Origin of the sequence: Massilia agrisoli, from assembly GCF_020831365.1 — a bacterium.
Taxonomy (GTDB): Bacteria; Pseudomonadota; Gammaproteobacteria; order Burkholderiales; family Burkholderiaceae_D; genus Telluria_A; species Telluria_A agrisoli.
In genome coordinates, this window is record NZ_JAJHPV010000014.1 from 52077 (window position 1) to 75384 (window position 23308).

At 62.8% G+C, this 23308-nt stretch carries 20 protein-coding genes; 8 read left to right on the top strand and 12 right to left on the bottom strand.

Annotated features, from left to right (window positions below; translation table 11 throughout):
- Positions 1-34: 34 nt before the first annotated feature.
- The 9 genes from LMJ30_RS14590 to LMJ30_RS14630 form a co-directional block, all read right to left on the bottom strand.
- Positions 35-736 carry a hypothetical protein gene (locus tag LMJ30_RS14590; RefSeq protein WP_229433072.1) on the bottom strand — a complete coding sequence of 234 codons (702 nt, stop codon included), beginning with the start codon at positions 734-736 and terminating at the stop codon, positions 35-37.
- On the bottom strand, positions 733-1443 hold the full coding sequence (locus LMJ30_RS14595) for a hypothetical protein (RefSeq protein ID WP_229433073.1): 711 nt from the start codon (positions 1441-1443) through the stop codon (positions 733-735). Before LMJ30_RS14595 ends, LMJ30_RS14590 begins: the two co-directional genes overlap by 4 nt.
- Positions 1444-1506: 63 nt before the next feature.
- On the bottom strand, positions 1507-2784 hold the full coding sequence (locus tag LMJ30_RS14600; protein WP_229433074.1) for an O-antigen ligase family protein: 1278 nt from the start codon (positions 2782-2784) through the stop codon (positions 1507-1509).
- Positions 2781-4031 (bottom strand): lipopolysaccharide biosynthesis protein, encoded by a 1251-nt coding sequence (locus tag LMJ30_RS14605; RefSeq protein WP_229433075.1) that lies wholly within the window; start codon positions 4029-4031, stop codon positions 2781-2783. Before LMJ30_RS14605 ends, LMJ30_RS14600 begins: the two co-directional genes overlap by 4 nt.
- Positions 4028-5158: a DegT/DnrJ/EryC1/StrS family aminotransferase gene (locus LMJ30_RS14610; RefSeq protein WP_229433076.1), complete on the bottom strand. Its 1131-nt coding sequence runs from the start codon at positions 5156-5158 to the stop codon at positions 4028-4030. The genes LMJ30_RS14605 and LMJ30_RS14610 overlap by 4 nt, the downstream gene beginning before the upstream one ends.
- Positions 5159-5176: 18 nt before the next feature.
- A complete protein-coding gene (locus tag LMJ30_RS14615) occupies positions 5177-5779 on the bottom strand; it encodes an acyltransferase (protein WP_229433077.1) in 603 nt (200 codons plus the stop codon).
- Between the two features lie 2 nt (positions 5780-5781).
- Positions 5782-6843 (bottom strand): Gfo/Idh/MocA family protein, encoded by a 1062-nt coding sequence (locus tag LMJ30_RS14620; protein WP_229433078.1) that lies wholly within the window; start codon positions 6841-6843, stop codon positions 5782-5784.
- Between the two features lie 30 nt (positions 6844-6873).
- Complete coding sequence (locus LMJ30_RS14625) at positions 6874-8202, bottom strand: nucleotide sugar dehydrogenase (RefSeq protein WP_229433079.1); 1329 nt, start codon at positions 8200-8202, stop codon at positions 6874-6876.
- Between the two features lie 34 nt (positions 8203-8236).
- Positions 8237-10156, bottom strand: a complete 1920-nt coding sequence (locus tag LMJ30_RS14630) for a polysaccharide biosynthesis protein (RefSeq protein ID WP_229433080.1) — start codon at positions 10154-10156, stop codon at positions 8237-8239.
- 589 nt (positions 10157-10745) lie between these two features.
- On the opposite strand from LMJ30_RS14630, the gene LMJ30_RS14635 reads away from it, so the two are divergent.
- Entirely contained in the window at positions 10746-11387 is a 642-nt protein-coding gene (locus LMJ30_RS14635) for a glycoside hydrolase family 19 protein (protein WP_229433081.1), read from the top strand.
- 6 nt (positions 11388-11393) lie between these two features.
- Here the strand turns inward: LMJ30_RS14635 and LMJ30_RS14640 are convergent, their stop codons facing one another.
- Entirely contained in the window at positions 11394-12344 is a 951-nt protein-coding gene (locus tag LMJ30_RS14640) for an N-acetylmuramoyl-L-alanine amidase-like domain-containing protein (protein ID WP_229433082.1), read from the bottom strand.
- A gap of 224 nt (positions 12345-12568) precedes the next feature.
- On the opposite strand from LMJ30_RS14640, the gene LMJ30_RS14645 reads away from it, so the two are divergent.
- From LMJ30_RS14645 to LMJ30_RS14675, 7 genes are all read left to right on the top strand, one after another.
- Positions 12569-15541: a TonB-dependent receptor gene (locus LMJ30_RS14645; RefSeq protein WP_229433083.1), complete on the top strand. Its 2973-nt coding sequence runs from the start codon at positions 12569-12571 to the stop codon at positions 15539-15541.
- A gap of 268 nt (positions 15542-15809) precedes the next feature.
- Positions 15810-15968 (top strand): hypothetical protein, encoded by a 159-nt coding sequence (locus LMJ30_RS14650; RefSeq protein ID WP_229433084.1) that lies wholly within the window; start codon positions 15810-15812, stop codon positions 15966-15968.
- Positions 15969-16065: 97 nt separating this feature from the next.
- The gene (locus LMJ30_RS14655) at positions 16066-16242 is read left to right on the top strand and encodes a hypothetical protein (RefSeq protein WP_229433085.1); all 177 of its coding nucleotides are present in this window, start codon (positions 16066-16068) and stop codon (positions 16240-16242) included.
- A 220-nt stretch (positions 16243-16462) separates the two neighbouring features.
- Complete coding sequence (locus LMJ30_RS14660; protein ID WP_229433086.1) at positions 16463-16837, top strand: LiaF transmembrane domain-containing protein; 375 nt, start codon at positions 16463-16465, stop codon at positions 16835-16837.
- Positions 16827-17537, top strand: a complete 711-nt coding sequence (locus LMJ30_RS14665; RefSeq protein ID WP_229433087.1) for a LiaI-LiaF-like domain-containing protein — start codon at positions 16827-16829, stop codon at positions 17535-17537. The genes LMJ30_RS14660 and LMJ30_RS14665 overlap by 11 nt, the downstream gene beginning before the upstream one ends.
- Positions 17537-18610, top strand: coding sequence for a sensor histidine kinase (locus LMJ30_RS14670; protein WP_229433088.1), 1074 nt, complete (start codon positions 17537-17539; stop codon positions 18608-18610). Before LMJ30_RS14665 ends, LMJ30_RS14670 begins: the two co-directional genes overlap by 1 nt.
- Before the next feature lies 1 nt (position 18611).
- A complete protein-coding gene (locus tag LMJ30_RS14675) occupies positions 18612-19340 on the top strand; it encodes a LytR/AlgR family response regulator transcription factor (protein WP_229433089.1) in 729 nt (242 codons plus the stop codon).
- On the opposite strand, the gene LMJ30_RS14680 is transcribed toward LMJ30_RS14675, so the two are convergent.
- Positions 19330-21576 carry an ATP-dependent DNA helicase gene (locus tag LMJ30_RS14680; RefSeq protein ID WP_229433090.1) on the bottom strand — a complete coding sequence of 749 codons (2247 nt, stop codon included), beginning with the start codon at positions 21574-21576 and terminating at the stop codon, positions 19330-19332. The two genes, LMJ30_RS14675 and LMJ30_RS14680, sit on opposite strands and share 11 nt — an antisense overlap.
- A complete protein-coding gene (locus tag LMJ30_RS14685) occupies positions 21573-23222 on the bottom strand; it encodes a VRR-NUC domain-containing protein (RefSeq protein WP_229433091.1) in 1650 nt (549 codons plus the stop codon). The genes LMJ30_RS14680 and LMJ30_RS14685 overlap by 4 nt, the downstream gene beginning before the upstream one ends.
- Between the last annotated feature and the right edge of the window lie 86 nt (positions 23223-23308).

Below are 23308 nucleotides of genomic sequence, written 5' to 3' on the forward strand. Positions count from 1 at the left end.
GGCCTCGCTCGGCCGGCCAGGGTGGGTGTCGTTTTCATTGCAGGCTGTACTTCGCGCGGTACGGCCGGAAGCCGAGGATGGTCTTGAACTGCCGCAGCCCGGGCTGGGCGCCGAAGTAGGTGTCGTACATGATGTACTGCAGTGTGCCTTCGTCGATTTGCCGGCACACCACGTCAACGATCAGCAGGTGCATGATGCCGTCGTTGTTGCGGTGTCCCATCAGCTGGGAGAAGGCGCCAAAATTACCGTACACGCCAAAGGTGGCGTAGGCCACCAGCTTGCCCGCCGGGTTAAGCACGCCGTAATAGCGGAAGTTCTCCAGCACGTCGAAATGCTCGCGCTTTTCGGTGTAGGCCTTGTCCATCGGCCGGCCCTGGCGTGAGTCCTGCGAGATATTGATGTCGTGGATGTCGTCGACATAGGCGTTGCGGTCGATCTCCCTGCACACATAGCCGCGCTTGCGCGCGCGGGCGGCGTGGTAGGCGCCATTGTTCTTTCCCTTGATGTCGTCGAGATATTTTTCGCGCGTGCCCAGGGTGCCGATATCGATCAGGGCCGCGCCCACGGTTTTGCTGCGGATGAACTTGTAGCGCGGATGGCGCCTGGTGAACTGGGCATAGACCTGGGGAACATGGCGTGGCTCCAGGCTGGCGTTGAAACGCAGGGGCGCCACCGGCAGGCGGATAAGCTCTGCCAGCGTGCTGCAGTATTTGTGCAGGCTGGCCACGGTGCTCATGCCAGCGAGTAGCGGACGAGATAAGGCGTGAAACCCACCTTGCGCTTGAATTCCCGCAGTCCCGGCTGGGCGCCCAGATAGGTGTCGTACATCAGGAAGCTCACTGTTTTTTGCTCGATCAGACTGCATACGATCTCCGTCAGAAGTAGGTACATGAAGCCGTCGTTATTTTTATAGCCAAGCAGGCGTTGGGTGGCGGCGAAATTGCCGAGAACGGCCACGTTGCAATAACCGGCCAGCTTTCCCTGTTTGTCCAGGACCCCGAAATAGGCGAAATGCGGGTGATCCTCGAACGATGTCTCCTTGATGCGGTAGGCGTCGTCCATCGGGCGCCCCTGGCGGATTTCCGCCGAATTATTAATATCGTGAATATCGTCGATAAAAAGATTGCGCTCGATTTTCCGCACTTGGTAACCGCGCGTTGTTGCACGACGCGCATGATATGCGGCGTAATCCTTTTTTCTTACTGTATCGAGATAATCTTCAGCGGTTTTGAATTTGCGTAAATCGATCAATGCTATTCCTACCGTCTTGTTTTTGATCAGTCGATAACGCGGATGAGGCTTGGTAAATACCTGGTGCGTCTCGCCGATATTTTCTGGATGTATTTTTGAATGGAATTCGAGCTGTGCGCGGGGCAGTCGGGGTATTTCTGCGCCGGCCCGTATTAGCCGCACGATTTCCTTTGCAATATCCGTTAATTTCATGGTTGCCTATCGTTGAGGTTGACTTGGCAGGAACAGTCACCAAGGCGGCCTTGTCACGAAAGGCTAACCCGGTGGCGCCGGGCGCGCTGGGGTAAATAACGCTTGGTGCACGGGCTTTTCGCGTTGCAATGCAATGCCTGCCGGCCATGGCTGCCGCTTGTCATGCTTGCGCCCGTACCAATACGTTGAATAGCACCCCAACGTGGCGCCGATTAACATGTCAGTAAAAAAATGCGATGTCAGTAACAGCAGTAAAGTGATGCTGGCAAGTGAGAACGGCAGCAAGAATTCGTAATAGTTGCGGCTGCTAAAATATTCCCGGATAAACATCATGATCGCAGGGATCGTAATCATTCCCAGCAAAAACACGATGCCCACGATGCCCAGGTCCACCCAGGCGGATAGCACGTTATGTGCATATAGCCCGGGCGGATAGCTTCCGAAATCCCCAAGGAAAGGGTGTTCGTTAATCGTTTGGATCGCATATACGGTTAAATGGTGCCGTTTGTTGGCAGAGGTTGATTGTGATAGGTCAAGCAGCTCAAGGATCCGGTTGTGGGGTAACAGGGCAATTATGTCTTCGAGATAGATCTTTACCGCAACGGCGAGCACGAGGAAGATAAAGGCGACTACCAGCTTGTTCTTCGAATGATAGAACTCGATAATCGGAATGAGGAATAGCAAGGCAATAAATTCGCTGCGCGCGGTATTGAAGAACAGGGTAGGGGCGCCGATGCAATACAACAGTATCCGCAGCCAGGGTGAGCGGGTATAGGCGATGACGGGCACAAAAGTAAACAGGTACGAGCGCGAGAAACCCTGGTAGGTCGCCAGGCTGTCCGCATCCTTGGCAATGCCAAGGGCGCCCAGGTAGAACACGCCGTCGATCGAGAACCAGAAAACGATGGCCGACATCGCCAGCAAGCTCAGCAGCGCGATGCGGCGGAACTGTCGCCCGCTGAAATCGATGGCCTTGTAGATCAGGAACACGTTCAGCAGGAACAGGATGCCCAGGATGTGGTGGACCACGTGGACCATCTTGCCGCCCAGCGCGGCGTTCGCCGCCACCACCATGGAAAAATACGCCAGGTAAATGCCGAACGCGATATCGGGTTTGGCCAGGCGGTTCGGCTCGCGCCGGATGCGCATCAGGTACATGTAGATCAGCGGCAGCACCACCAGCAGCGATGCAGGGGCAAAGAAGCCGCCGAGGAATGCGCCCATGACGCCGAGCCCGAGCAGCGTGTGATAAAAGAAAAAGCCTGGGAACAGCAGGAAGAACGCGAGGATAGCCACTGCCTGTTCGCCCCTGGGCCCACGCACCATGCCGGCATGGTTCATGCCGCCTCCAACCGGTTTTGCGCGCACTGGTAAGACATGTGCAGGTACACCAGGTACAGCAGCGAATACCCGATTGCGTACCAGAGCACGCTCTGGTGCAGCGGCAAGGGCAGCAGGAAGACGCTGACCGTCATCATGAATAGCGCCACTTGCCATGCCAGGTCCATCTTCTGCTTGCCCGCCACGAAGAATACGTAGCTGAGCGGGCTGGCGATAAAGTTCAGGAAGTACAGCGGCGCCAGGATGCGCGCCAGTTCGCCGGCCGCGCGCCACGGCTCGCCGAAGACCCAGGCAAACAGCGACGGCGAGAACAGGAACAGTACCACCGACGGCCCAAGACCGAGCAGCAGCAGGGCCTTGAAGGTGTAACGATAGGCCTGCTTGCAGTTGCCCAGCGTCTGGAAGTCGTGCACCGACTGGCGTTTGAACACTTCCAGCACCGATGCCGCCAGCAGGGCGACGGGGGCGGCGAGCACGCGCTGGGTCAGGGCAAACAGGCCGGCGGCGACTGCGCCGTGGCGCAGGCCGATCAGGAACAGCGGCAGCTGTCCGACCATGACGTTGAGCAGGTTGGACGGCAGCGAAAAGCGCCAGAATTTCTCGTGCCGGCGAAGGTAGCGGCGCTGCTCGTCGTCGAGCCGCCAGCCGGTCGCCGCGTCAGGCGGGGACAGCAGCAGGCGTGCCGCAGCCAGCCCGGCGCACAGCCCGATCAGGTGCCCGGTAATCAGGGCGGCGCCGCCTGCGCCGCCATACAGCAGGCCGACCTGGCCGAGGGCGATGGTGCTGGCGCCCCAGACCTTGGCGCGCGCCGCTTTCCCGAATGCGTTGTGCGAAGTGGCGTAGGCGAGGGTGGTTTGCATTGTCGCCGTCAGCCATGCACCCAGGCCGATCGTGAGGACGGCCAGCCAGGACAGCTGGCGCAGGAAGGGCAGGTCGAGCGCGCGGCCACCGGCGGCGGCCGCGGTAATGGCAATTGCCAGCAAGGTCGCAGACCAGGCCACGACGCGGAAACAGGTGCGCTGTTGCCGCTCGCCGTGATCGAGCACCATTGCCGCTTCCAGCCGCAGGGTGGCGCCAATGGCGGCCACCGCCACAATACCGAACCACACGCTGAACGCGCCCAGCTGTGCCGGCGTGCACATGCGGGTGATTAGCGGCGCCATTAACAGGGGCAGCGCCTGCGCGCCGAGCGCCCCGGACAGCACGGTGATAACGTGCTTCCAGAATGTCGGCAGCGCCACTTTCATGGGGACGAGGCCAGCAGGTCGCCGCGCGACGGCATCTGTTCGCCGATCGCAGCCAGCAAGGTGGCGGCAACATGGGTGGTGGCAGCCGGATCGAGGTAAGGCCCCATCGGCAGGCTCATGACCTTGCCGGCCATGTCGAGCGCGACCGGGCAGGCATCAGGCTCGGTGTAGCTGGCGTAAGCGGGCTGCATGTGCATCGGGACCGGGTAGTGGACGGCGGTCGGGATGCCGGCGGCGTGCAGTACGGCCTGCAGGCGCTCGCGTTCATCGAGCACCACCGTGTACTGGGCGTATACGCTGCTGCGGTCACGGGTGCGCCCGATTTTGCCGAGCCGTCCCGAGAACAGGGCGTCGTAACGCGCGGCGACTTTGGCGCGCTGCCCGAGCTCCCATTCAAAGCGTTCGAGCTTGGCCAGCACCACCGCGCATTGCAGCGTGTCCATGCGTCCGCCCACGCCGATGCGCGTGTGGACGTAGCGGCGCGACTGGCCATGCACGCGGATTTCGCGCATCGCCCTGGCGAAATCATCGTCGCTGGTAAAGATGGCGCCGCCATCGCCGTAGCAGCCCAGTGGCTTGCTGGGGAAAAAACTGGTGCAGCCGATGGCCGACAAGTTGCAGCTTTTCTTGCCGCGGTAGGTCGCGCCAAAACTCTGGGCCGCGTCCTCGATGACGGTCAGCCCGTGGCGGCTGGCGATGCCGTTGATCTCGTCCATGTCGGCCGGCTGCCCGTACAGCGACACCGGCATGATGGCCCGGGTGCGCGCAGTGATCTTCGCTTCGACCAGGCCAGGGTCGATGTTGCAGGTGGCCGGATCGATGTCGGCGAAGACCGGACGCGCGCCCAGCAGCACGATGGCCTCGGCGGTGGCGATGAAGGAGAACGGCGTGGTGATCACCTCGTCGCCCGGCTTGATGCCGATTGCCATCAACGAAATCAGCAGCGCTTCCGTGCCGGAGGCTACCGTGATGCAGTGGCGCGCGCCGGTGTAGGCGGCCAGCCGCTCTTCCAGTTCGGCCACTTCGGGACCCATGATGTACTGGCCGTGGTCGAGCACGGCGTGGATGCGCGCGTCGATTCCCTCGCGCATGGCCTGGTACTGGGCTTTGAGGTCGATGAATTCCATGGTCGCTTCCGTTTCAGGTCAGGGGGGAATCGGGAAGGTGCGCGCCGCCATCAGGGTGCAGCGCTCGCCGTCCAGCATGTACATGTCGCCGCTGTGCGGGCACGGCGCTTCGGCGCGCCCGCTCGCAGGCAGGGCAAGGCGCTCGCCGTGACGGCTCATCCAGCCGATGCGGCGCGCCGGCACCCCGGCCACCAGGGCGTAAGCGGGTACATCGCGGTTGACGACTGCGCCGGCCGCGATGAAGGCGTATTCGCCGATGGTGACGCCGCACACGATGGTGGCGTTGGCGCCCAGCGTCGCCCCGCGCCGCACCAGGGTGCGCCGGTACTCGTCCTTGCGGGTCACCGCCGCGCGCGGGTTGTAGACGTTGGTAAATACCATGCTCGGGCCGCAAAACACCTCGTCCTCAAGCGTGACGGCGTCGTACACCGAGACGTTGTTCTGGATCTTGACCCGGTCGCCGATGCGCACGTCGTTGGAGACAAAGACGTTCTGGCCCAGCGAGCAGCCCGCGCCGACCTGGGCGCCCGCGCACACGTGGGCAAAGTGCCAGACCCGGGTGCCTTCGCCTAGGCGTGCGCCTTCGTCGACGATCGCGCTGGGGTGGATCGCGGCGTTCATGGTCAGTACTCCAGCGGCAGGGCGACCCTGCGGCCATCGCGCGCCGACATGTAGGCCGCTACCAGCACTTCGAGCGACTTGAGTCCCTCGCGGCCATCGGTTTCGGGCTCCGCTTCGCCGCGCAGCACCTTGATGACATTGTCGTAGTACAGCGGATGGCCATAGCCATACACCGACGTGGTTTCGTAGCTGGCCGCGCGCACCAGTTCATCGTCCTCGTCGGCGTCGGCGAAGCTCCATTCCTGCACCTCGTTGACCGCCACGCCGCCGATGCGCACCGTGCCCTTCTCGCCGAGGATGGTGATCGAGCCTTCCAGGTTGCGCGGCCAGGTCAGCATGGTCACGTTCATCGAACCGAGCGCGCCGTTGCGCCAGCGCAGGCTGATGACGCCGGTGTCCTCGACCTCGATATCGCGCGCCAGCGTGGCCGTATAGGCTTGCAGGCTCTCGATCGGGCCGACGATCCAGTCGAGCAGGTCGACGTAGTGGCTGGCCTGGTTCATGAAGGCGCCGCCGTCGAACTCCCAGGTGCCGCGCCACTTGGCGCTGCTGTAGTACGAATCGGGGCGGGTCCAGAATACGTTCAGGTTGACCATGTAGATGCGGCCGAAACGCTTTTTCTCGACTGCGCGCTTGAGCAGCTGCAAGGTGGCGTTGCGGCGGTTCTGCTTGACGACGAACATGCGCACCCCGGCCGCGTCGCAGGCGCCGACCATGCGCTTGCCGTCGTCCCAGCGCGTGGCCATCGGCTTCTCGGTGATCACGTGGCGCCCGGCGCGGGCGATCTCGATCGACTGCTCCGGGTGCAGGCCGGACGGCGTGGCGACGATGACGGCGTCGGCGTCGCACTTGGCCAGCATCTCGGTCAGGCTGGCGTAGGGCCGGGCGCCCGTCGCAGCCGCGGCCTCGGTGGCGCGGCGCTGGTCGACGTCGGCCACCCCGACCAGTTCGCAGCGTTCGCTGTGCTTGTCGATGGCGGCGAAATGGTTGGCGGCGATGCGGCCGCAGCCGACCAGGGCGAAACGGATGCGGCGGTCGAGTACCGCTGGCGGAAAGTAGCGCATGGTGTTTCCCTCTGTGTGGGACGCGATGGTTCAGGCTTTCACGACGTTCGGCAGGCGCTCGCGGTAGACGCCCCGGGTGTCGATGACCAGCTGCGCATGCTGGCGCACCAGCTCGTAGTCGAAGGCGCTGTGGCTGGTGGCCACCAGCAGCACGTCGTACGAGGCAATCGCCTCCGGCGTCAGCGCCACGCTGGACAGCTCGAAGCGGTGTTCGCGCATGCGCGGGAAATGCGGCACGTGGGGGTCGGAGTAATCGACCAGCGCCCCTTTGGCGCGCAGCCGCTCCATCAGTTCCACCGAGGGCGACTCGCGCATGTCCTCCACGTCTTTTTTGTAGGCGATGCCGAGCACCAGGATGCGGCTGCCCTTGAGCGAGCGCCCGCGGTCGTTGAGCGCATCGGTAACCTTGCCGATCACCCATTGAGGCATGTCGCGGTTGATCTCGCCGGCCAGTTCGATGAAGCGGGTGTGCACGCCGTACTGGCGCGCCTTCCAGGTCAGGTAGAACGGGTCGATCGGGATGCAGTGGCCGCCCAGGCCGGGGCCGGGATAGTAGGGCGTGAAGCCGAAGGGCTTGGTGGCGGCGGCGCGGATCACCTCGTGGATGTCGATGTCCATCTTGTCGGCGATGATTTTCATCTCGTTGACGAGGCCGATGTTGACGGCGCGGTGGATGTTCTCGAGCAGCTTGGTGAGCTCGGCGGCGCGGGTCGAGCTGACCGGCACCACCCGGTCGATCGCGGGGCCGTACAGCGCAAGCCCGGCCTGCAGGCAGGCCTCGGTCGAGCCGCCGCAGACCTTGGGAATGGTGCGGGTTTCGAAGTCCGGGTTGCCGGGGTCTTCGCGCTCGGGCGAAAACACCAGGAACACATCCTCGCCGATCGCCAGGCCGCGCGATTCGAGGCGCGGGCGCAGTTCTTCCTCGGTGGTGCCGGGGTAGGTGGTGCTTTCCAGCGACACCACCTGGCCCGGGCGCACGTGCGGCAGCAGGGCTTCGACCGTGCCGAGCACGAACGACAGGTCCGGCTCGCGGTAGACATTGAGCGGGGTCGGCACGCAGATGATCAGGGCGTCCGCCGCGGCCACCCGGCTGAAGTCGCAGGTAGCCTCAAAGCCGCGCTCGCGGGCGGTGGCGATTTTCTGGTGCGCGATATGTTCGATGTAGCTGCTGCCCGCATTGAGTCGCTCGACCTTGCCGGCGTCGATGTCGATGCCCAGCACCCGGAAGCCGACCGCGGAGTAGCGCAGCGACAGCGGCAGCCCGACATAGCCAAGGCCGATCACGCCAATGACCGCGCTACGGTCTTCGAATTTGCCAACCAGCTGGGCCAGTTGGCCTGGTTTATGAGCGTCGCGCATATTCTTGTTTCTCCGCTGTGTTAATGAATGATGCTTAAATTCGATAAGAAACGATTTTCTTGACCAGGCTGGCCCTTTCGATGGCGGCAGCCGGTCCGGCGATTGGTAATCCGGGCGAGGTATTTGGCTGGGGGGTATATTCGGACACCATGGCTTTTACCATCGATTCGATCATGCCGCGGTCATTGGTATCGCACGCCATCATCAGGCAGGTAATATAGGTATCGAGCACGCCCGGATGCAGGGCGCTTTCTTTCATGCGCATTATTCGCGGATGCTCGCTGGGGAATACCTTCCCGTCGGTTAATAACTCCTCATAGAGCTTCTCGCCCGGGAATAAGCCGATAAACTTGATTTCAATATCGCCATCGGGGAAATCGGCGGTTTTCTCGGTCAGGCCGGACATCATGATCATCGTGCGCGCCAGGTCGACGATGCGGACCGGGTCGCCCATGTCGAGCACGAACACGTCGCCGCCCTTGGCCATGGCGCCGGCCTGGATGACCAGCTGGGCTGCCTCGGTAATCAGCATGAAGTAGCGGGTGACTTCCGGATGGGTCACGGTAAGCGGCCCGCCATGGGCGATCTGGCGCTGGAACAGGGGGATCACCGAGCCCGACGATCCCAGTACGTTGCCAAAACGCACCATGCAGAACGTCGTTTCGGGCCCGTGCGTGACAGCGGCGGCCTGGAAAATCAGCTCCGCGATGCGCTTGCTGGCGCCCATGATGTTGGTGGGCCGTACCGCCTTGTCGCTGGAAATCAGCACGCAGGTTTCCACCTTGTGGCGCCCGGCGCCGGCCGCCAGCACCTGCGCGCCCAGCACGTTGTTGCGCAGGCCTTCGACGATATTGGCTTCCACCAGCGGCACGTGCTTGTAGGCTGCAGCATGGTAAATGGTGTCGATGCGGCTTTCCTGCAGGATGCGCTCGACCAGGGCCGCATTGCAGACCGAGCCGAGGTGGGCCACGATGGGCAGGGTGGGGAAGCGCGCCTGCAGCTCCTGCTTGATGGTGTACAGGCCGAACTCGGAGTGGTCGAGCAGGTGCAGGCAGCTGGGCGACAGGGTGACAATCTGCCGGCACAGTTCGCTGCCGATGGAGCCGCCGGCGCCGGTCACCAGCACGGTTTTGCTGCGTACGCAGCGTGCAAACAGGTCGACCCGGGGCGGCACCGGCGCGCGTCCGAGCAAGTCCTCGAACTTGAGTTCGCGTATCGCTTCCATCGGCGTTTTCTCCTCGTCGGCAAGGTCGAGCAGGCGGCTCAGGATTTTTGTTGTCACGCCAGCCTCTGCCATGCGATGCATGATGTTGCGCAGGCGTTCAGGCGAGACCTGGGGGATCGCGATGATGATCGAGCGGATGCACAGCGAGTTGACCATCTCGACCAGGCGGTCGGTGTGGAACACGCGCAGGCCGGCGATGGTGCGTTCGTGCAGCACGTGCTTGTCGTCGAAGAAGCAGACGGGCCGGTATTCGTTGCTGGTGCGCATGGTAAGCGCCAGCTGGGCGCCTGGCTCGCCGGCGCCGTAGATGGCGACCGCGTCGCTGTTGCGCCGTTCACTGATGTGGTTGCGCAGGAAGTTGCGCACCATGAGACGCGAGGTGACAACGTAGGAAAACACGATGAACCAGTAGATTGCCAGCGCACTGCGCGGGAATCCCTCGTCGTTAACTGCCAGCAGCACCAGGTAGACGCACAGCACGGCCAGCCCCAGCGCGAAGCCGGTGGCGGCAAGCAGGCGCTGGTCGATAAAGCGGATGACGGCCCGGTACAGGTCCGACAGCGAAAAGGCCACGATGGTCACCAGCGCCACCACGACATAGGTGCTGGCGCCGTAGCGCATCGCCAGCGTGACATCCCCGACCCGCAGCAGCATGGCGATTAGGAAGCAGAACGGAAGGGCAATCAGGTCGACGCCGACAGCCAGCGCGATCTTTGCCGTTCGATGCATGGAAATCATGTCGACGCAAAATTGGCTGATGACGCTGGTGTGGGAAGTCGACATGGCAGGAGGAGCGCTTGGGGTGGCGTTTATTTTTTCTGTTATTAATAAATGAAAATCGCGAATTAATAATTTAATATCATTCGTGAAACAAATTCCGTTCGCCATTGATGGGTGCGCTTAGATGACTTATCGCGGCGTAAGTTTATTATCGGGGTACGTTCAATTAGCTGGTTTGATAACTATCAATTGCTGACTTCCATAATATTTCCGGCTTATATTTATTAATCTCGAGAATATATTTAGTTTTACAGTTAAAATAAATACAATATGGAAAACTGGCGCGGATTCAGCACCGTGAATGCAGGCGAGCTCATTTTTGGAGTGGCAAGCTGCGCCACAGTTCCGGATGTGGCGGCGGCGTACGCCGGGATTGACGCGTTCCGGTAAGGGGCGCTCTAGCGGGAGCGTTCCGGCCGCGGTGCTGTCGCGCCCGGACAGGCCGGCCCGGCAGCTATTTTGTTGACGATTGATTCAGATGGATGTGCACGCTTCCCCCGCGCCTACGATGAAGTGAGTTTCAGCGTGGAGAAGCGCCATGGCAGTCCTGGTTACCCTTGAGCAGATCAACAAGCTGGCGCCCGGCGTGCGCCCCGCGTATGCGGACGCGTTTGCCGGCGGCCAGCAGTTGCTGGACGATTTCGGCATCGCCGCATCGCCGCTGCGGATGGCGCATTTCATTGCCCAGCTGATGCACGAGTCGGGGGCGCTGACGAAGGAATATGAAAACCTGAATTACAGTGCGCGCCGGCTGGTGCAGGTGTGGCCGTGGCGCTTCAAGCCGCACGGGCCGCTCGATCCGGAGGCTTACGCCCACAACGCCCGCAAGCTGGCCAATGAAGTCTACGGCGGACGGATGGGCAACACGGGCCCGCAGGACGGTTATATCTACCGCGGGCGCGGCTTGCTGCAGCTGACAGGGAAGGGGAATTACGTGGCTGCGACCGCGCGGGTGCGCCGCTGCATGCCGTCGGGGCCAGATTTTGCAAAGGATCCGGACGCCGTGCTGGCCCCGGCATGGTGCCTGGCGGTGGCGGCCGGGGAGTGGTCCAGCCGCGGCTGCAACCAGCTGGCCGACGCCGACGACCTCGAACAGATCACCCGCCGCATCAACGGCGGCACCACCGGTTTCGTCGAGCGCCAGGAATGGCTGCGCCAGGCCAGGCTGTTGTGGAACTAAGCCGGCTTACGGCGCCGCTGCAAAGCCGGGACGCGGTTGCGGCGCCATCGGCGGCACCACGATGTTGTCGTTCAGGCGCAGGAACTTGAAGCCGGCCAGCTTCTGGCCGTTCTTGCCTTCGCGCGCATTGCGTTGCTCGCGCTCGCGCGCACGGGCAATGAAGGCGTCGAACGATTCCTCGCGCACCTGCGGTTCGGATGAATGCAGGAAGCGCCGCGCGCCATCCGGCCCGGTCGCCACCAGCCCCACATGCGACACCCAGTAGCCGCCATCGCGGGTCGACACCACGTTCACGAAATCGCCGTCCTGCAACTGGGCCGCCACCTCGGCCACCCGGTCCGCTTGCAGGAAATATTCGCGGCTGTTCTGGACCGGAATGTCGCGCTCTGTCTGGTGGCGCGTTTTCAGGAATGTGGCGCGGTCAACCGTCAGCTCATACGACGGTCCGGACGGGCCGGCAAGCGCCATGCTGATGTCGCTCACCAGCCAGTTGTTGTTCAGGTTCCAGTCCACTTCGGTGTAGTGATTGCGCGACGCGACGCCGATCACCCCGTCCTTGTAGCGGATACGCTGCAGCATCCAGAAGAACTCTTCCCAGGATTTCGACAGTGCCATGGCGTAAGTGTGTTCCGCAAACACCACACAATCGCTGTTCTCCAGGCTGAACATGGGCAGGGAATCGTGCAGTTCGAACGGATATTCGCCCAGCAGGTGGAGCTTGTACGGCTGGCCGATGTTCTTGCGCCCGATCGCGGTGATGCGCTTGCGTAAGTCCGGTTCGGCCGTTTGCATGTGGGCGATGTAGCGGTGCACTTCCTGCGGGCTCATCTGGTAGACCTGCTTCTCCAGCAGCCTTTCCATGGGGACTGGCCCGGGCGCAGGGGTACCGGAAGGGATGGGCTGGGTGGCGCAGCCGGCCAGGGCGGAGGCGGCGAGAAGCAGGGCAATGAGGCGCATGGGAGATGCCTGGAAAGGAAAACAGCACGCTAACGCGGCTTGGCGCGTTTTGACAATGAAAATTTTTGACGCTGCCATAACCAGCTGTTGTTTGCCAAGTCATTCCACCCGGTTATGGATTAAATAACATAAGTGATTTTCGGACATTCCACAAATCATGAATACTCCCGAAGATGGCAAGGTACACCTTGCCAACGCATACATATATAACAGGAGAGATCACGATGATGTTCAAGCAGAAGCCAGTAGCGGCCGCTGTATCTTTGGCACTGTGGAGCCTGGCGGCCATGCCAGCCTTTGCGCAGCAGGCGCAGCCTACCGGCGAACAGATGCAGACGGTGCATGTGACCGGTATCCGCGCGTCGATGGCCAAGTCGCTGGGCGTAAAGAAGGACGCTACCGCCAACGTTGAAGTCATCACCGCCGAAGACGTCGGCAAGATGCCGGACAAGAACCTGGCCGACTCGCTCCAGCGCCTCGCCGGTGTTGCAGTGCGTACCGACTACGACGAAGCCGAAAAAGTGTCGATGCGCGGCACCAACCCGGACATGTCGCTGATCCTGTTCAACGGCCACACCGTTTCCGGCGGCGACTGGTACGTGTCCGACCAGGGCTCGAGCTCGCGTTCGACCAGCCTGTCGCTGATGCCGTCGTCGGTCCTGAACCAGGCCATCGTCTACAAGACCTCGCAAGCTAACATCGTCGACGGCGGCCTGGCCGGTACCGTCAACGTGACCACCCGCAAGCCGCTGGCCCAGAAAGAAAAACTGGGCGGCGTGGTCAGCGTCGGCGCCAGCTATGCCGACCTGCCAGGCAAGAGCGCGCCTGACACCACCGCCACCGTCAACTGGAAGAACGACGCCGGCACCTTCGGCGTGATCGTCCAGGGCTTCGCTGAAAAACGCTATGTGCGCCGCGATTCCGTATCGCGCTTCGCTTACGGCACCAGCAGCGGCTGGGACGTGATCAACACCACGACCATGAAGGGCATCACCGACGAATCGCTGGCCGGCACCGGCTACAAGGCAGCCGACCTGAACGGCGTGCGCATGCCAGGCTCGATGAGCTCGGAATTCGTTGAATCGGTCCGTGACCGCAAAGGCGGCATGTTCGCCCTGCAATTCAAGCCGAACCAGGACCTCGACGTGAACATGACGGGTTTCCACTCGAAGATGAACGCGAATAACCACGGCCGGCTGACCTCGGGCGGCATGTACTCGATGCTGCTGGGTAAGAACGATCCGCTGGGCGGCACCTCGGCATCGGCGATCAACACCAACTCCAACGGCCAGCAGGTGTTTGCCCAGATCCGCAACCCGGTCATCGTCAACGAAAAGACCATCTACGGCCACGACCTGCGCGTGCTGAAGGCGGCCGACATCGTGTTCCCGGCCGGTACCACGCCTCAGTTCGTCGGTAACTCGGAAGGCTTCTACCGCGACGGCGCCAACGCCACCAGCTCCTTCCTCGACCTGGACGGCAAGTACCGCGTCAACGAAGACCTGACCGTCAAGGCGCTCGCCAGCATCACCCGCGGCGTGGGCGAGACCGCGCGCGACGCCGGCACCACCTTCGCCCGCTACGGCACCGGCTTCTCGTATGCCCTGAACGGCCTGCACGACGCGCCGGACTCGCGCTACATCGGCGCCGGCGAGAACCTGCCGGTGATGAACGCCGACGGCAGCGGCTACAAGATGGTGGGCCGCGCTGCGTCCGGTATCAAGACCACCGACAAGGAAAAGAGCCTGCAGTTCGACGCTGAATACCGCCTCGACAAGGGTATCGTCCAGTCGATGGAAACCGGCGTGCGCTACGCCGACCACAAGCGCGTCAGCGGCCGCAACGGCCCGGCGTTCCGCAGCAGCACCCTGACGCTCCAGGGCACCAACGGCGTGATGCCTTACCCAGCCGACTTCGGTGACGGCCTGGGCGGCGGCAACTGGGACAACACCGGCTTCACCTATTCGCCGGACGTGGTGCGCGCCTACTTCGATGCGGAAACCAAGGAAACCACGCCTGAGTGGGAACGCCGCGTCAATTCCGAGATCGACATGCGCGAGCGCCAGACTTCGGCGTACGTGATGGCCAACCTCGAATGGGACAAGTGGTCGGGTAACGCCGGCGTGCGCTTTGTCCGCACCCAGGTCAACGCGCAGATCTCGACCCCGATTCCGGCCGGCTCCTGCGACCGTACCGAACCGGGCAAGCCTGCGACCACCTGCGCCAAATATCCGGGCGCAATCACCACCGCCGGCGACGCGCAGAGCTACTACGATGGCGTGCCGTTCAATCCGAAGTCGGGCATCATGTACTACAAGACGCCGACCGACCGTACCTTCAACAATGCCCTTCCTAGCATGAACCTGCGCTACGAGATGGACAAGGACATGATCGTACGCTTCGGCGCCAGCCGCACCATCGGCCGCCAGAACTACAACGTGCTTGGCACCGGCTTCGGCACCCCGACCTGCGACGCCAACGGCTGCCGCGTGACCGGCCCGAATCCAGACCTGAAGCCACTGACCTCCGACAACGTCGACCTGTCGTGGGCCTGGTACTTCGCACGCCGCTCGATGGTTGCGGCCAACGTCTTCCACTCGAAGATCGATGGCTATGTGAAGACCGGTACGGTAGGCAGCTCGACCGTCGACCTGCTCGACCCGCGCGACCAGACCGTGAAGACCTTCTTCATCAACACCTCGTCGCAGCAGGGCGCGAAGATCAGCGGCATCGAGCTGTCCTACGAGCAGCCGTTCGGCGAGACCGGCTTCGGCTTCACGTCCAACGTCAGCCGCGCCAAGACCAAGGTTGACGATGGCCGTCCGATGGTCGGTGCATCCGAGTGGGCAGGTAACCTCGGTGGCTACTTCGAGAACGACAAGGTCTCGGCACGCCTGGTCGCCAACTACCGCGGCAAGTACGTGAACAGCAGCACCGCACCATCGCCTACGGCCAACAGCCAGGGCCTGTCGGTGATCAACGGTGTCGCGATGCCAACCGCGCCGACGATGGCAGCGCCGGTTACCACCCTGGCCTTCTCGGCGAGCTACAACATCAACGACCACCTGATCCTGTCGTTCGACGCGACCAACCTGACCAACGCCAAGCGCGCCCAGTATCGCTACAGCGAAGAAGAGCAGCAGAAGCTGGACGTCAGCGGCCGCCAGTACTACCTGAACCTGAAATACAAGTTCTGATAGCTGTCTGGCCTGAAACGAAACGGGGAGCGCAAGCTCCCCGTTTTTTTATTGCTTACCGCGTTTGTTGGCGAATGTGCGTCACCGAACGGTTGTGTTGTTGCCGCGCGCTTAAGATGAACCTGTGTGAGTGAGCGCCCTGCGGTAGACCCAAGGGAGCTGCTGCCTCAGCAGGTTAGCCGGTCGCCTCGAGGACCGGCACCAGATTTGAGCGCCAGCGCCGCCTTTGCGTGTGCTGGCCAATTCCTGACAGGAAGCGGAGGACATCATGTCGGCATTTACCCATCCACCGAAACACCTTGTTCGCGAATATCTCCAGCGCCGCAAGCGCGCCGCAGGGCCGCCGCCGACGCCGGAAGAAATCCGTCGCCAGCTTGGATGGGAAATGTTGATGCCGCAGGTGAAACTGCCTGCGCGCCGTAGCTGATCTTCACCGAGTCCTACAGCGCGATCTCGCGTCGTCCTATATGCCGTTTTGCACACGGCATAGATAATTTAAGAAACACCGCCAACAGGAGAAACGCATGACCAAACGTATCGGCAACAAAGACGAAGCCCAGCAGCGCAGCAAACAAGAGAAGCTGGAAACCAAGCGCACCAACATCGCACGCGAAGCCGTCAAGAAGGCTACCGCTAGCGCCAAATACCGCAACCAGGTCAAGAACCAGCCGGCGCCTCACCAGTCCGCGCCACCCGCCTGAGTTTCAACCGTTTAGCCAAAAGCCCGCATCCTTGCCGATGCGGGCTTTTTTTCGTGCTTGCCTTTCGTCGTTCCCGCAAAAGCGGGAATCCATGCGACGGCCGCCGCAGCTGGCCGGATAATTCGCCGTTCACCGGGCGCCAGCCGCAGTTCACCGAAAAGCGGTTTCGCGGCGCAGGGACCCGTTGTATCGTGAAGCTGTTCTTTCAACGGGAGGCAAAGTGAATACCGAAAAATCCTACGAGTGGCGCCGACAATTGTTATGGGGACTGGTTCTGATCGGCCTTGGCGTCGCCTTTTTCCTCGACCGCCTCGACCTGTTCGACATCGATACAGTGTGGCATTATTGGCCGCTGATCCTGGTCGTGATCGGGATCAACAAGATGATCGGCTATCCGACCGCGAAGCATTTCTCCAACGGGCTGTGGCTGGGATTCCTCGGCATCTGGCTGTTCGCAACCTTCGAAAACATGTTTGGCCTGACCTGGCGTAACAGCTGGCCGATCCTGTTCATCGCCTGGGGCATCACGCTGGTGATCGAGCCTATCATCCAACAACGTTTTCCATCCCACCAGGAGCCTCGCGATGAAAAGTGACATGAAGAACCGCAGCCTGTCCAGCCAGGTCATCATGGGCGCGATCGCCATCGCTTTCGGCATCGTGTTCCTGCTCGATAACCTCGATATCTGGGACTTCCGCCACGCGATCCACTTCTGGCCGACCATCCTGATCGTCATCGGCCTGGTCAAGATCTGGGACTCGCGCACCTCCAGCGGCTACCTGATCGGCGGCGCGCTGGCCACCGTCGGCGTGCTGATGATCCTGCACCGCCTTGGCTACATCTACTTCAACATCCGCACCATGTGGCCGCTGTTCCTGATCGGCGTGGGCGGCTTCATCATCTTCAAGGCGCTGGCGCGGCGTAACCGCGCCGACGTCGTGCCGGGACTGAAGGCAGGCGAGAGCGACGACTCGGTGGTCGACATCACCGCCATCCTCGGCGGCTTCGAGCGCCGCATCGTCACCCAGGACTTCCGCGGCGGCGAGATCACCGCCGTCATGGGCGGCTGCGAGCTCGATATGCGCGACTCGTCGATCAAGGGCGAAGCAGTCATCAACGTGTTCGCCGTATTTGGCGGCATCTCGATCAAGGTGCCGCGTGACTGGACGGTGGTCCTGCACGGCACGCCAATCATGGGCGGCTTCGACGAGAAGACCAATGCGCCGCCGGACGCCTCGAAGCGCCTGATCGTCAAGGGCCACGCCATCATGGGCGGCGTGGAAGTGCGCAACTGATGCAGGGCCCCCTGTCCATCCGGCGTTCGCTGGCGCTGTTCCTGCCGGCCTGGCTCATGCTGGGCCTTGTGCTGGCGGGGCTGGTGGTCGTCGCCACCGGAGCCGGGTGGACAAACGCGCTGCTGTTCGCGCTGCCGATGACGATGGTCTACGCCTTCGCCGCGGGCTTTTCTGCCTACTACCTGTGCCGCGCGTATCCGCTGGCCCAGAAAAGGGTGGGCGCTATTGTGCTGGTGCTTGGACTGGCGGCGCTGGTGTCCGGCACGCTGTGGATGGGGGCAGGGCTGGGCTTCAACGGCGTGTTGCGCGCGCTGGAAGTAAGCTGGGCGGGCCTGGAGATGCCCCCGGCGCTCAAGGCGATGATCTTCGGCCTTGGCGTTATCCTGTACGGGCTGTCCGCAGTCGCCCACTACCTGGCGATCGAGTTTGACCGTGCCCGCGTGGCCGAACGGCGCGAACTGGAATCGAAGCTGATGGCGCAGGAAGCCGAACTGCGCATGCTGCGCACCCAGATCGATCCGCACTTCCTGTTCAACAGCCTCAATTCCATCAGCGCGCTGACCTCGATCGACCCTGGCCGCGCGCGCGAAATGACCCTGGAAGTGGCGGACTTTTTCCGCCACACGCTGGGCCTCGAAGCGCACACGCAGGCGACGGTCGACGATGAAATCACGCTGGTGCGCGATTTCCTGTCGATTGAAAAAGTCCGCTTCGGCGCGCGGCTGCTTGTGGAGTGCGACATCGACGAGGAAGCGAAGGCCTGCCTGCTGCCGCCGATGATCCTCCAGCCACTGGTGGAAAACGCGGTCAAGCATGGCATCGGCGGGCTGACGGGCGGAGGGCTGGTGAGCATCGTCGCGCGGCGCGATGCATCGCTGTTGCGCATCAGCGTAGAGAACGATGTCGACGAAGACCAGGACACCGGCTTGCCTGGCAACGGAATAGGGCTGGTGAACGTGCAGCAGCGGCTGGCCACGGCCTACGGACATGAAGGCGGCGTCCACCACGCGCGCCGCGACAATAAATACCGGGTCGAGCTGACACTGCCCGCCCGCACAATAACGGAGCCATGAAATGCGCGTGATAATCGTTGACGATGAAGAGCTGGCGCGCGGCGTCGTGCGCGAGTACCTGGCCCCGCACGCCGACGTTGAGATTGTGGCCGAATGCGCCAACGGGTTCGAGGCGGTCAAGGCCATCGCCGAGCTCGAACCGGACCTGGTTTTGCTCGACATCCAGATGCCAAAGCTTGACGGCTTTGAAGTAGTGGAGCTGGCGGGCCGCAAGGCGCGCTACATCTTCGTCACCGCTTACGACCAGTACGCGCTCAAGGCCTTCGAGATCCACGCCATCGATTACCTGCTCAAGCCATTCAGCCAGAAACGGCTGGACGAGGCGCTGGCGCACGCGCGTTCGAGCATGGGCAGCCAGCCGGGCCTTGCCGCCGCCATCAGCGAAGCGGTGCAGCGCACCAAGCCGCTGGAGCGTGTGCTGATCCGGGACGGCGCGAAGGTACATGTGATCGCTGCCGATAAAATCGACTTTATCGAAGCGCAGGACGATTACGTCAGCATCAGCGCCGAGGGCAAATCCTGGCTCAAGACCCAGCGCCTGTCCGAGCTGGAAAACCAGCTCGATCCGCAGGCATTCCTGCGCATCCACCGCTCGTACATCGTCAACGTTGAGCGCATCAGCCGCATCGAACAGGCCGGCAAGGACAGCCACATCGCCATTTTGAAGGACGGCGCGCGCGTCCCGATCAGCCGCACCGGCTACCAGAAGGTAAGGAACCTTATCCAGTAAGCTTCCACCACCCGGGCAGCAGTTCGCTGACCTCGGGCTGGGCAAAGCGGTCGTCGATCAGGTAGACCACGCCTTCATCGTGCTGGGTCCTGATGACGCGGCCGGCGGCCTGCACCACTTTCTGCATGCCGGGATAGAGATAGGTGTAGTCGTAGCCCGCGCCGAACATCTCCTGCATCCGCTGGCGCAGCTGGTCGTTCACGGCGTTCATCTGCGGCAGGCCGAGCGTGGCGATAAAAGCGCCGATCAGGCGCGCCCCGGGCAGGTCGATGCCTTCGCCGAACGAGCCGCCCAGCACCGCAAAGCCGATGCCCCGGCTTTCCAGCGTAAAACGGCCAAGGAACTGCGCGCGTTCGTCCTCCTGCATGCGGCGCGACTGCTGCCATGCTGGAACGCCGGGGTGGCGCTGCGCGAATTCGTTTGCAACCTGTTCGAGGTAATCGAAGCTGCTGAAGAACGCGAGGTAATTGCCCGGCGCAGCGTTGTACTGGCGCGCCATCAGCTCCGCAATCGGCGCGGCCGAGCGGGCGCGGTGCTGGAACCGGGTCGAGATCTGCGTAACGACGTGCACCTCGAGCTGCTTCGCTTCGAAGGGCGAGGCGACATCGACCCATGCGGTGTCGGCCGGCAGTCCAAGCAGGTCGCTGTAGTAGTGCCACGGACTGAGGGTGGCGGAGAACAGCGCGCTGGAATGAGCCAGGCCGAAGCGCGGCTTGAGGAAAGGCGCAGGCACGATATTGCGGATGCATAGCTGGGTTGTGCGTGCATCGGCCCGGGTGACGTCGAACAGCGAATGCGACCCGAAGGATTCGGCCAGCTTCGCAAGATGCAGCGCATCGAAATAGAAGCGCTGGAGCGCCGCGTCCATCGGCCCCGGGTTCTCTGCGAGATAGTCGGTAATGGTGCTGCCGGCGTTTTGCAGCGCCGCCAGCAGCTTGTCGGGCAGCCCTGGCAGCACCTGGTAGGACGCGCTGATGTCGCGGTCAAGTTCTGTCCAGCAGCGGCCGACCTTTTCCAGCGATTTCCTGACCAGTGCGGGTGCGGCCGTGCGCGCGGCGCGCAAGGCTGCCCGATCGAGTTCGGCCGAATACATCTTGCGCGCGCGCGACACCATGTTGTGGGCCTCGTCGACCAGCACGCTGACCTTCCATTGATTGGCCAGCGTCAGGCCGTACAGCATGCCCCCCAGGTCGAAGTAGTAGTTGTAGTCACCAATGACCACATCGCTCCACCGCGCCATCTCGCTAGCGAGGTAATACGGACAGATGTCATGGGCGAGCGCCACGTCGCGCAGCGCGGCGCGGTCGAGGGTTGGCTCCTTGACCGCGGCGCTGCGGGCCGCTGGCAAACGGTCGTAGAAGCCTTTGGCGAGCGGGCACGAATCGCCGTGGCAGGCCTTGTCCGGGTGCTCGCACGCCTTGTCGCGGGCGACCATCTCCAGGACGCGCAGCGGGATCACCTTGCCCGAGGTGCGGATGGTATTGGTCGCATCGAGGGCGAGCTGGCGCCCCGGCGTCTTGGCCGCCAGGTAGAACACCTTGTCGAGCTGCTGCTGCGGCGCTGCCTTCAGCACTGGGAACAGGCTGCCGACAGTCTTGCCAATGCCGGTCGGCGCCTGCGCCAGCACGCACCTGCGGCTGGCGTTGGCCTTGAAGATTGTCTCGGCCAGGTCGCGCTGGCCGGGGCGGAAGCCGGGGTAGGGGAATTGCAGTGTTGCCAGCGCCTCGTCGCGCGCTTCGCGATGCGCCATTTCCTGCTGCGCCCACGCCACGAAGCGCTCGCACAACTGTGCGAACACCTGGGCAAGCGATTCGGCCGACTGGGTCTCGCGCAGCACGGTTTCGGTTTGCCGTCCGATGTCGAAGTAGACCAGCGCGAGGTTCACTTCCTGCATGCCCAGCTGTTGGCACAGCAGGTGTCCGTAGACGCGCACCTGCGCCCAGTGCAGGTGGCGGTGGTTGTCCGGCATCGACGCCAGGTCGCCGCGGTAGGTTTTGATTTCCTCGATCAGGTTCTGGCCAGGGTCATAGCCGTCCGCGCGCCCGCGCACATGCAGCGGGCCGTAGTCGCCCGCCAGGCTGACCTCGGTGCGGTAGGAGGGGCCGCGGCGCCCGGTGACAAGCGCATGGCCCGCAATGCCTTCCTGCGCGGTGGGCGAGGGCGTGAAGCGCAGGTCGAGGTCGCCCTGCTTGGCGGCGAACTCGCACAGCCCGCGCACGGCGACGACGTAACTCACGCGCTTTGCTCCGCCCACTGCAGGTAGCACACGGAGATGGGCATCTGGTGCTCGGCGCAGTACTCGATCCAGCGCAGCTGGTTGTCCTGCAGCCGGTCGCCCGGGCCCTTCACCTCGATCATGTTGTAGCGCCGCTCGGCCGGCCAGAACTGGATCAGGTCGGGGAAGCCGGTGCGGTTGGCTTTTACGTCGAGCAGGATGCGCTCGAACGATTTGCGCAGGTGGGAGGCGGGGATACACGCCAGCGCAATGTCGACGAGTTCTTCGCTGAGGGCTTCCCAGAACACGAAGGGCGACTGCAAACCGCGCTTCTCGTTGAAGGTGCTGCGGATCGTTCCGACATATTCGCCCGTCTCGAGCTGGTCGAGGCAGCTACGGAACAGCGCTTCGCGGCGCTGGAAGAAGTCGGCGCTGAACAGGTCCGCCGGGCCGCGGTGGAACGGGTGGAAGAACGCGCCGGGAATCGCGCAGAACACGGCGCGCCAGCACAGCAGGCCAAACAAGCCGTTGATCAGCGCGTTCTCGACGTAGTAGACGGGTGCGTCCTCACGCGCCAGGTGGTCGCGCACAACACCCTCGACCCACCAGTCCTCCTGCGGCATCGGCAGGCACAGGTCGAGGCGTGCAACAGAAGGGTTGCGGCGCGAAGCCGGCTTGACGTGGCCAAGTTTGCGCGCCAGCCTTGGTGCGATGCGCAGCAGCTGCTGGTGTTCTGCGTCGCTCTCCGGCGCCAGCTTCGCGGCCGACAGCAGCTCGAACGCTTCCTTGAACTGCTCGTTCTTTTCGAGCACGCGGATGGCCCGCGCCCGCGCGCCGGGGAAAGTGCAGCGCGAGTAGACGCGGTAGGCGTTGTCCCAGTCCTTCTGGCGCTCGCACTGCTGGCCGATCTGGAACAGCAGGCGCGCACGCCGGCTGTTCAGCCAGTCGTTTTCGAACGTCGCCTCCGGCACCGTGCGCAGCACCTCGTCGAGCGGTTCGCTCGCTTCGAAGCGCTCCTTGCAGCTGTGGAGTTCAAGGTAATGGTCGATGTCGCGCCGGGTGCGAAAGCCGCGCGACGACGCCGAGAACTCGACCTGCTCGTACTTGTAGACGCCCAGGTCGGACAGCACGAACTCGGTCCAGTCCTGGCGCAGGTTACCGAAGAAGATCAGGCGCAGGCGGTCGCACAGCGGCTTGATCATGATGCTGAAGACGGCGTCGCCCGAATCTCGGTACCAGCTGGAGAACGCGCGCGCGTCGCCAAAGGCCGAACGCAGCGCTTCCAGCTGCTCGGCCTTGCGCGCGTTTTTGCTGTGCTGGGCCAGCCCGAATACCGTGCCGATTTCCGGCTTGGACAGCAGGTCGAACAACTGGTCGATGGTGATGACGGGATCGTGCTCGATCCAGCCTGTGGGCAGCAGATTCCGGGCGGCCTCGACCGTGCAGCCGATCTCGGCATAGCTGAGCTTGCTGGCCCGGAACAGCGTGCCCTTGCGCATCACCATGCGCACGAACAGGGCGCGCGAGGCCTGCGGAAGCGAGGGGAACGCTTCCATGAATGCGCGTTCCTCGTCGGTCAGCAAATCGCTGTAGCGTTCGCCGATCCACTCCAGCACCTGGTGAAAGTTGTCCAGGTAATAGAAGGGATTTTCAAGAACTTTGATCATGGGGAACTGCCGGACTTGCCTGCTTGCCGTGGCGCTGGAAACAGTAATTACTGTGCATGCATACAGTATATCGTCTGTGGGCTCCA

Bases quoted from the DNA above. Each gene is read 5' to 3' on its own strand.
- LMJ30_RS14590 (WP_229433072.1), bottom strand. From the start codon at position 736: ATGAGCACCGTGGCCAGCCTGCACAAATACTGCAGCACGCTGGCAGAG.
- LMJ30_RS14595 (WP_229433073.1), bottom strand. From the start codon at position 1,443: ATGAAATTAACGGATATTGCAAAGGAAATCGTGCGGCTAATACGGGCC.
- LMJ30_RS14600 (WP_229433074.1), bottom strand. From the start codon at position 2,784: ATGAACCATGCCGGCATGGTGCGTGGGCCCAGGGGCGAACAGGCAGTG.
- LMJ30_RS14605 (WP_229433075.1), bottom strand. From the start codon at position 4,031: ATGAAAGTGGCGCTGCCGACATTCTGGAAGCACGTTATCACCGTGCTG.
- LMJ30_RS14610 (WP_229433076.1), bottom strand. From the start codon at position 5,158: ATGGAATTCATCGACCTCAAAGCCCAGTACCAGGCCATGCGCGAGGGA.
- LMJ30_RS14615 (WP_229433077.1), bottom strand. From the start codon at position 5,779: ATGAACGCCGCGATCCACCCCAGCGCGATCGTCGACGAAGGCGCACGC.
- LMJ30_RS14620 (WP_229433078.1), bottom strand. From the start codon at position 6,843: ATGCGCTACTTTCCGCCAGCGGTACTCGACCGCCGCATCCGTTTCGCC.
- LMJ30_RS14625 (WP_229433079.1), bottom strand. From the start codon at position 8,202: ATGCGCGACGCTCATAAACCAGGCCAACTGGCCCAGCTGGTTGGCAAA.
- LMJ30_RS14630 (WP_229433080.1), bottom strand. From the start codon at position 10,156: ATGCATCGAACGGCAAAGATCGCGCTGGCTGTCGGCGTCGACCTGATT.
- LMJ30_RS14635 (WP_229433081.1), top strand. From the start codon at position 10,746: ATGGCAGTCCTGGTTACCCTTGAGCAGATCAACAAGCTGGCGCCCGGC.
- LMJ30_RS14640 (WP_229433082.1), bottom strand. From the start codon at position 12,344: ATGCGCCTCATTGCCCTGCTTCTCGCCGCCTCCGCCCTGGCCGGCTGC.
- LMJ30_RS14645 (WP_229433083.1), top strand. From the start codon at position 12,569: ATGATGTTCAAGCAGAAGCCAGTAGCGGCCGCTGTATCTTTGGCACTG.
- LMJ30_RS14650 (WP_229433084.1), top strand. From the start codon at position 15,810: ATGTCGGCATTTACCCATCCACCGAAACACCTTGTTCGCGAATATCTC.
- LMJ30_RS14655 (WP_229433085.1), top strand. From the start codon at position 16,066: ATGACCAAACGTATCGGCAACAAAGACGAAGCCCAGCAGCGCAGCAAA.
- LMJ30_RS14665 (WP_229433087.1), top strand. From the start codon at position 16,827: ATGAAAAGTGACATGAAGAACCGCAGCCTGTCCAGCCAGGTCATCATG.
- LMJ30_RS14670 (WP_229433088.1), top strand. From the start codon at position 17,537: ATGCAGGGCCCCCTGTCCATCCGGCGTTCGCTGGCGCTGTTCCTGCCG.
- LMJ30_RS14675 (WP_229433089.1), top strand. From the start codon at position 18,612: ATGCGCGTGATAATCGTTGACGATGAAGAGCTGGCGCGCGGCGTCGTG.
- LMJ30_RS14685 (WP_229433091.1), bottom strand. From the start codon at position 23,222: ATGATCAAAGTTCTTGAAAATCCCTTCTATTACCTGGACAACTTTCAC.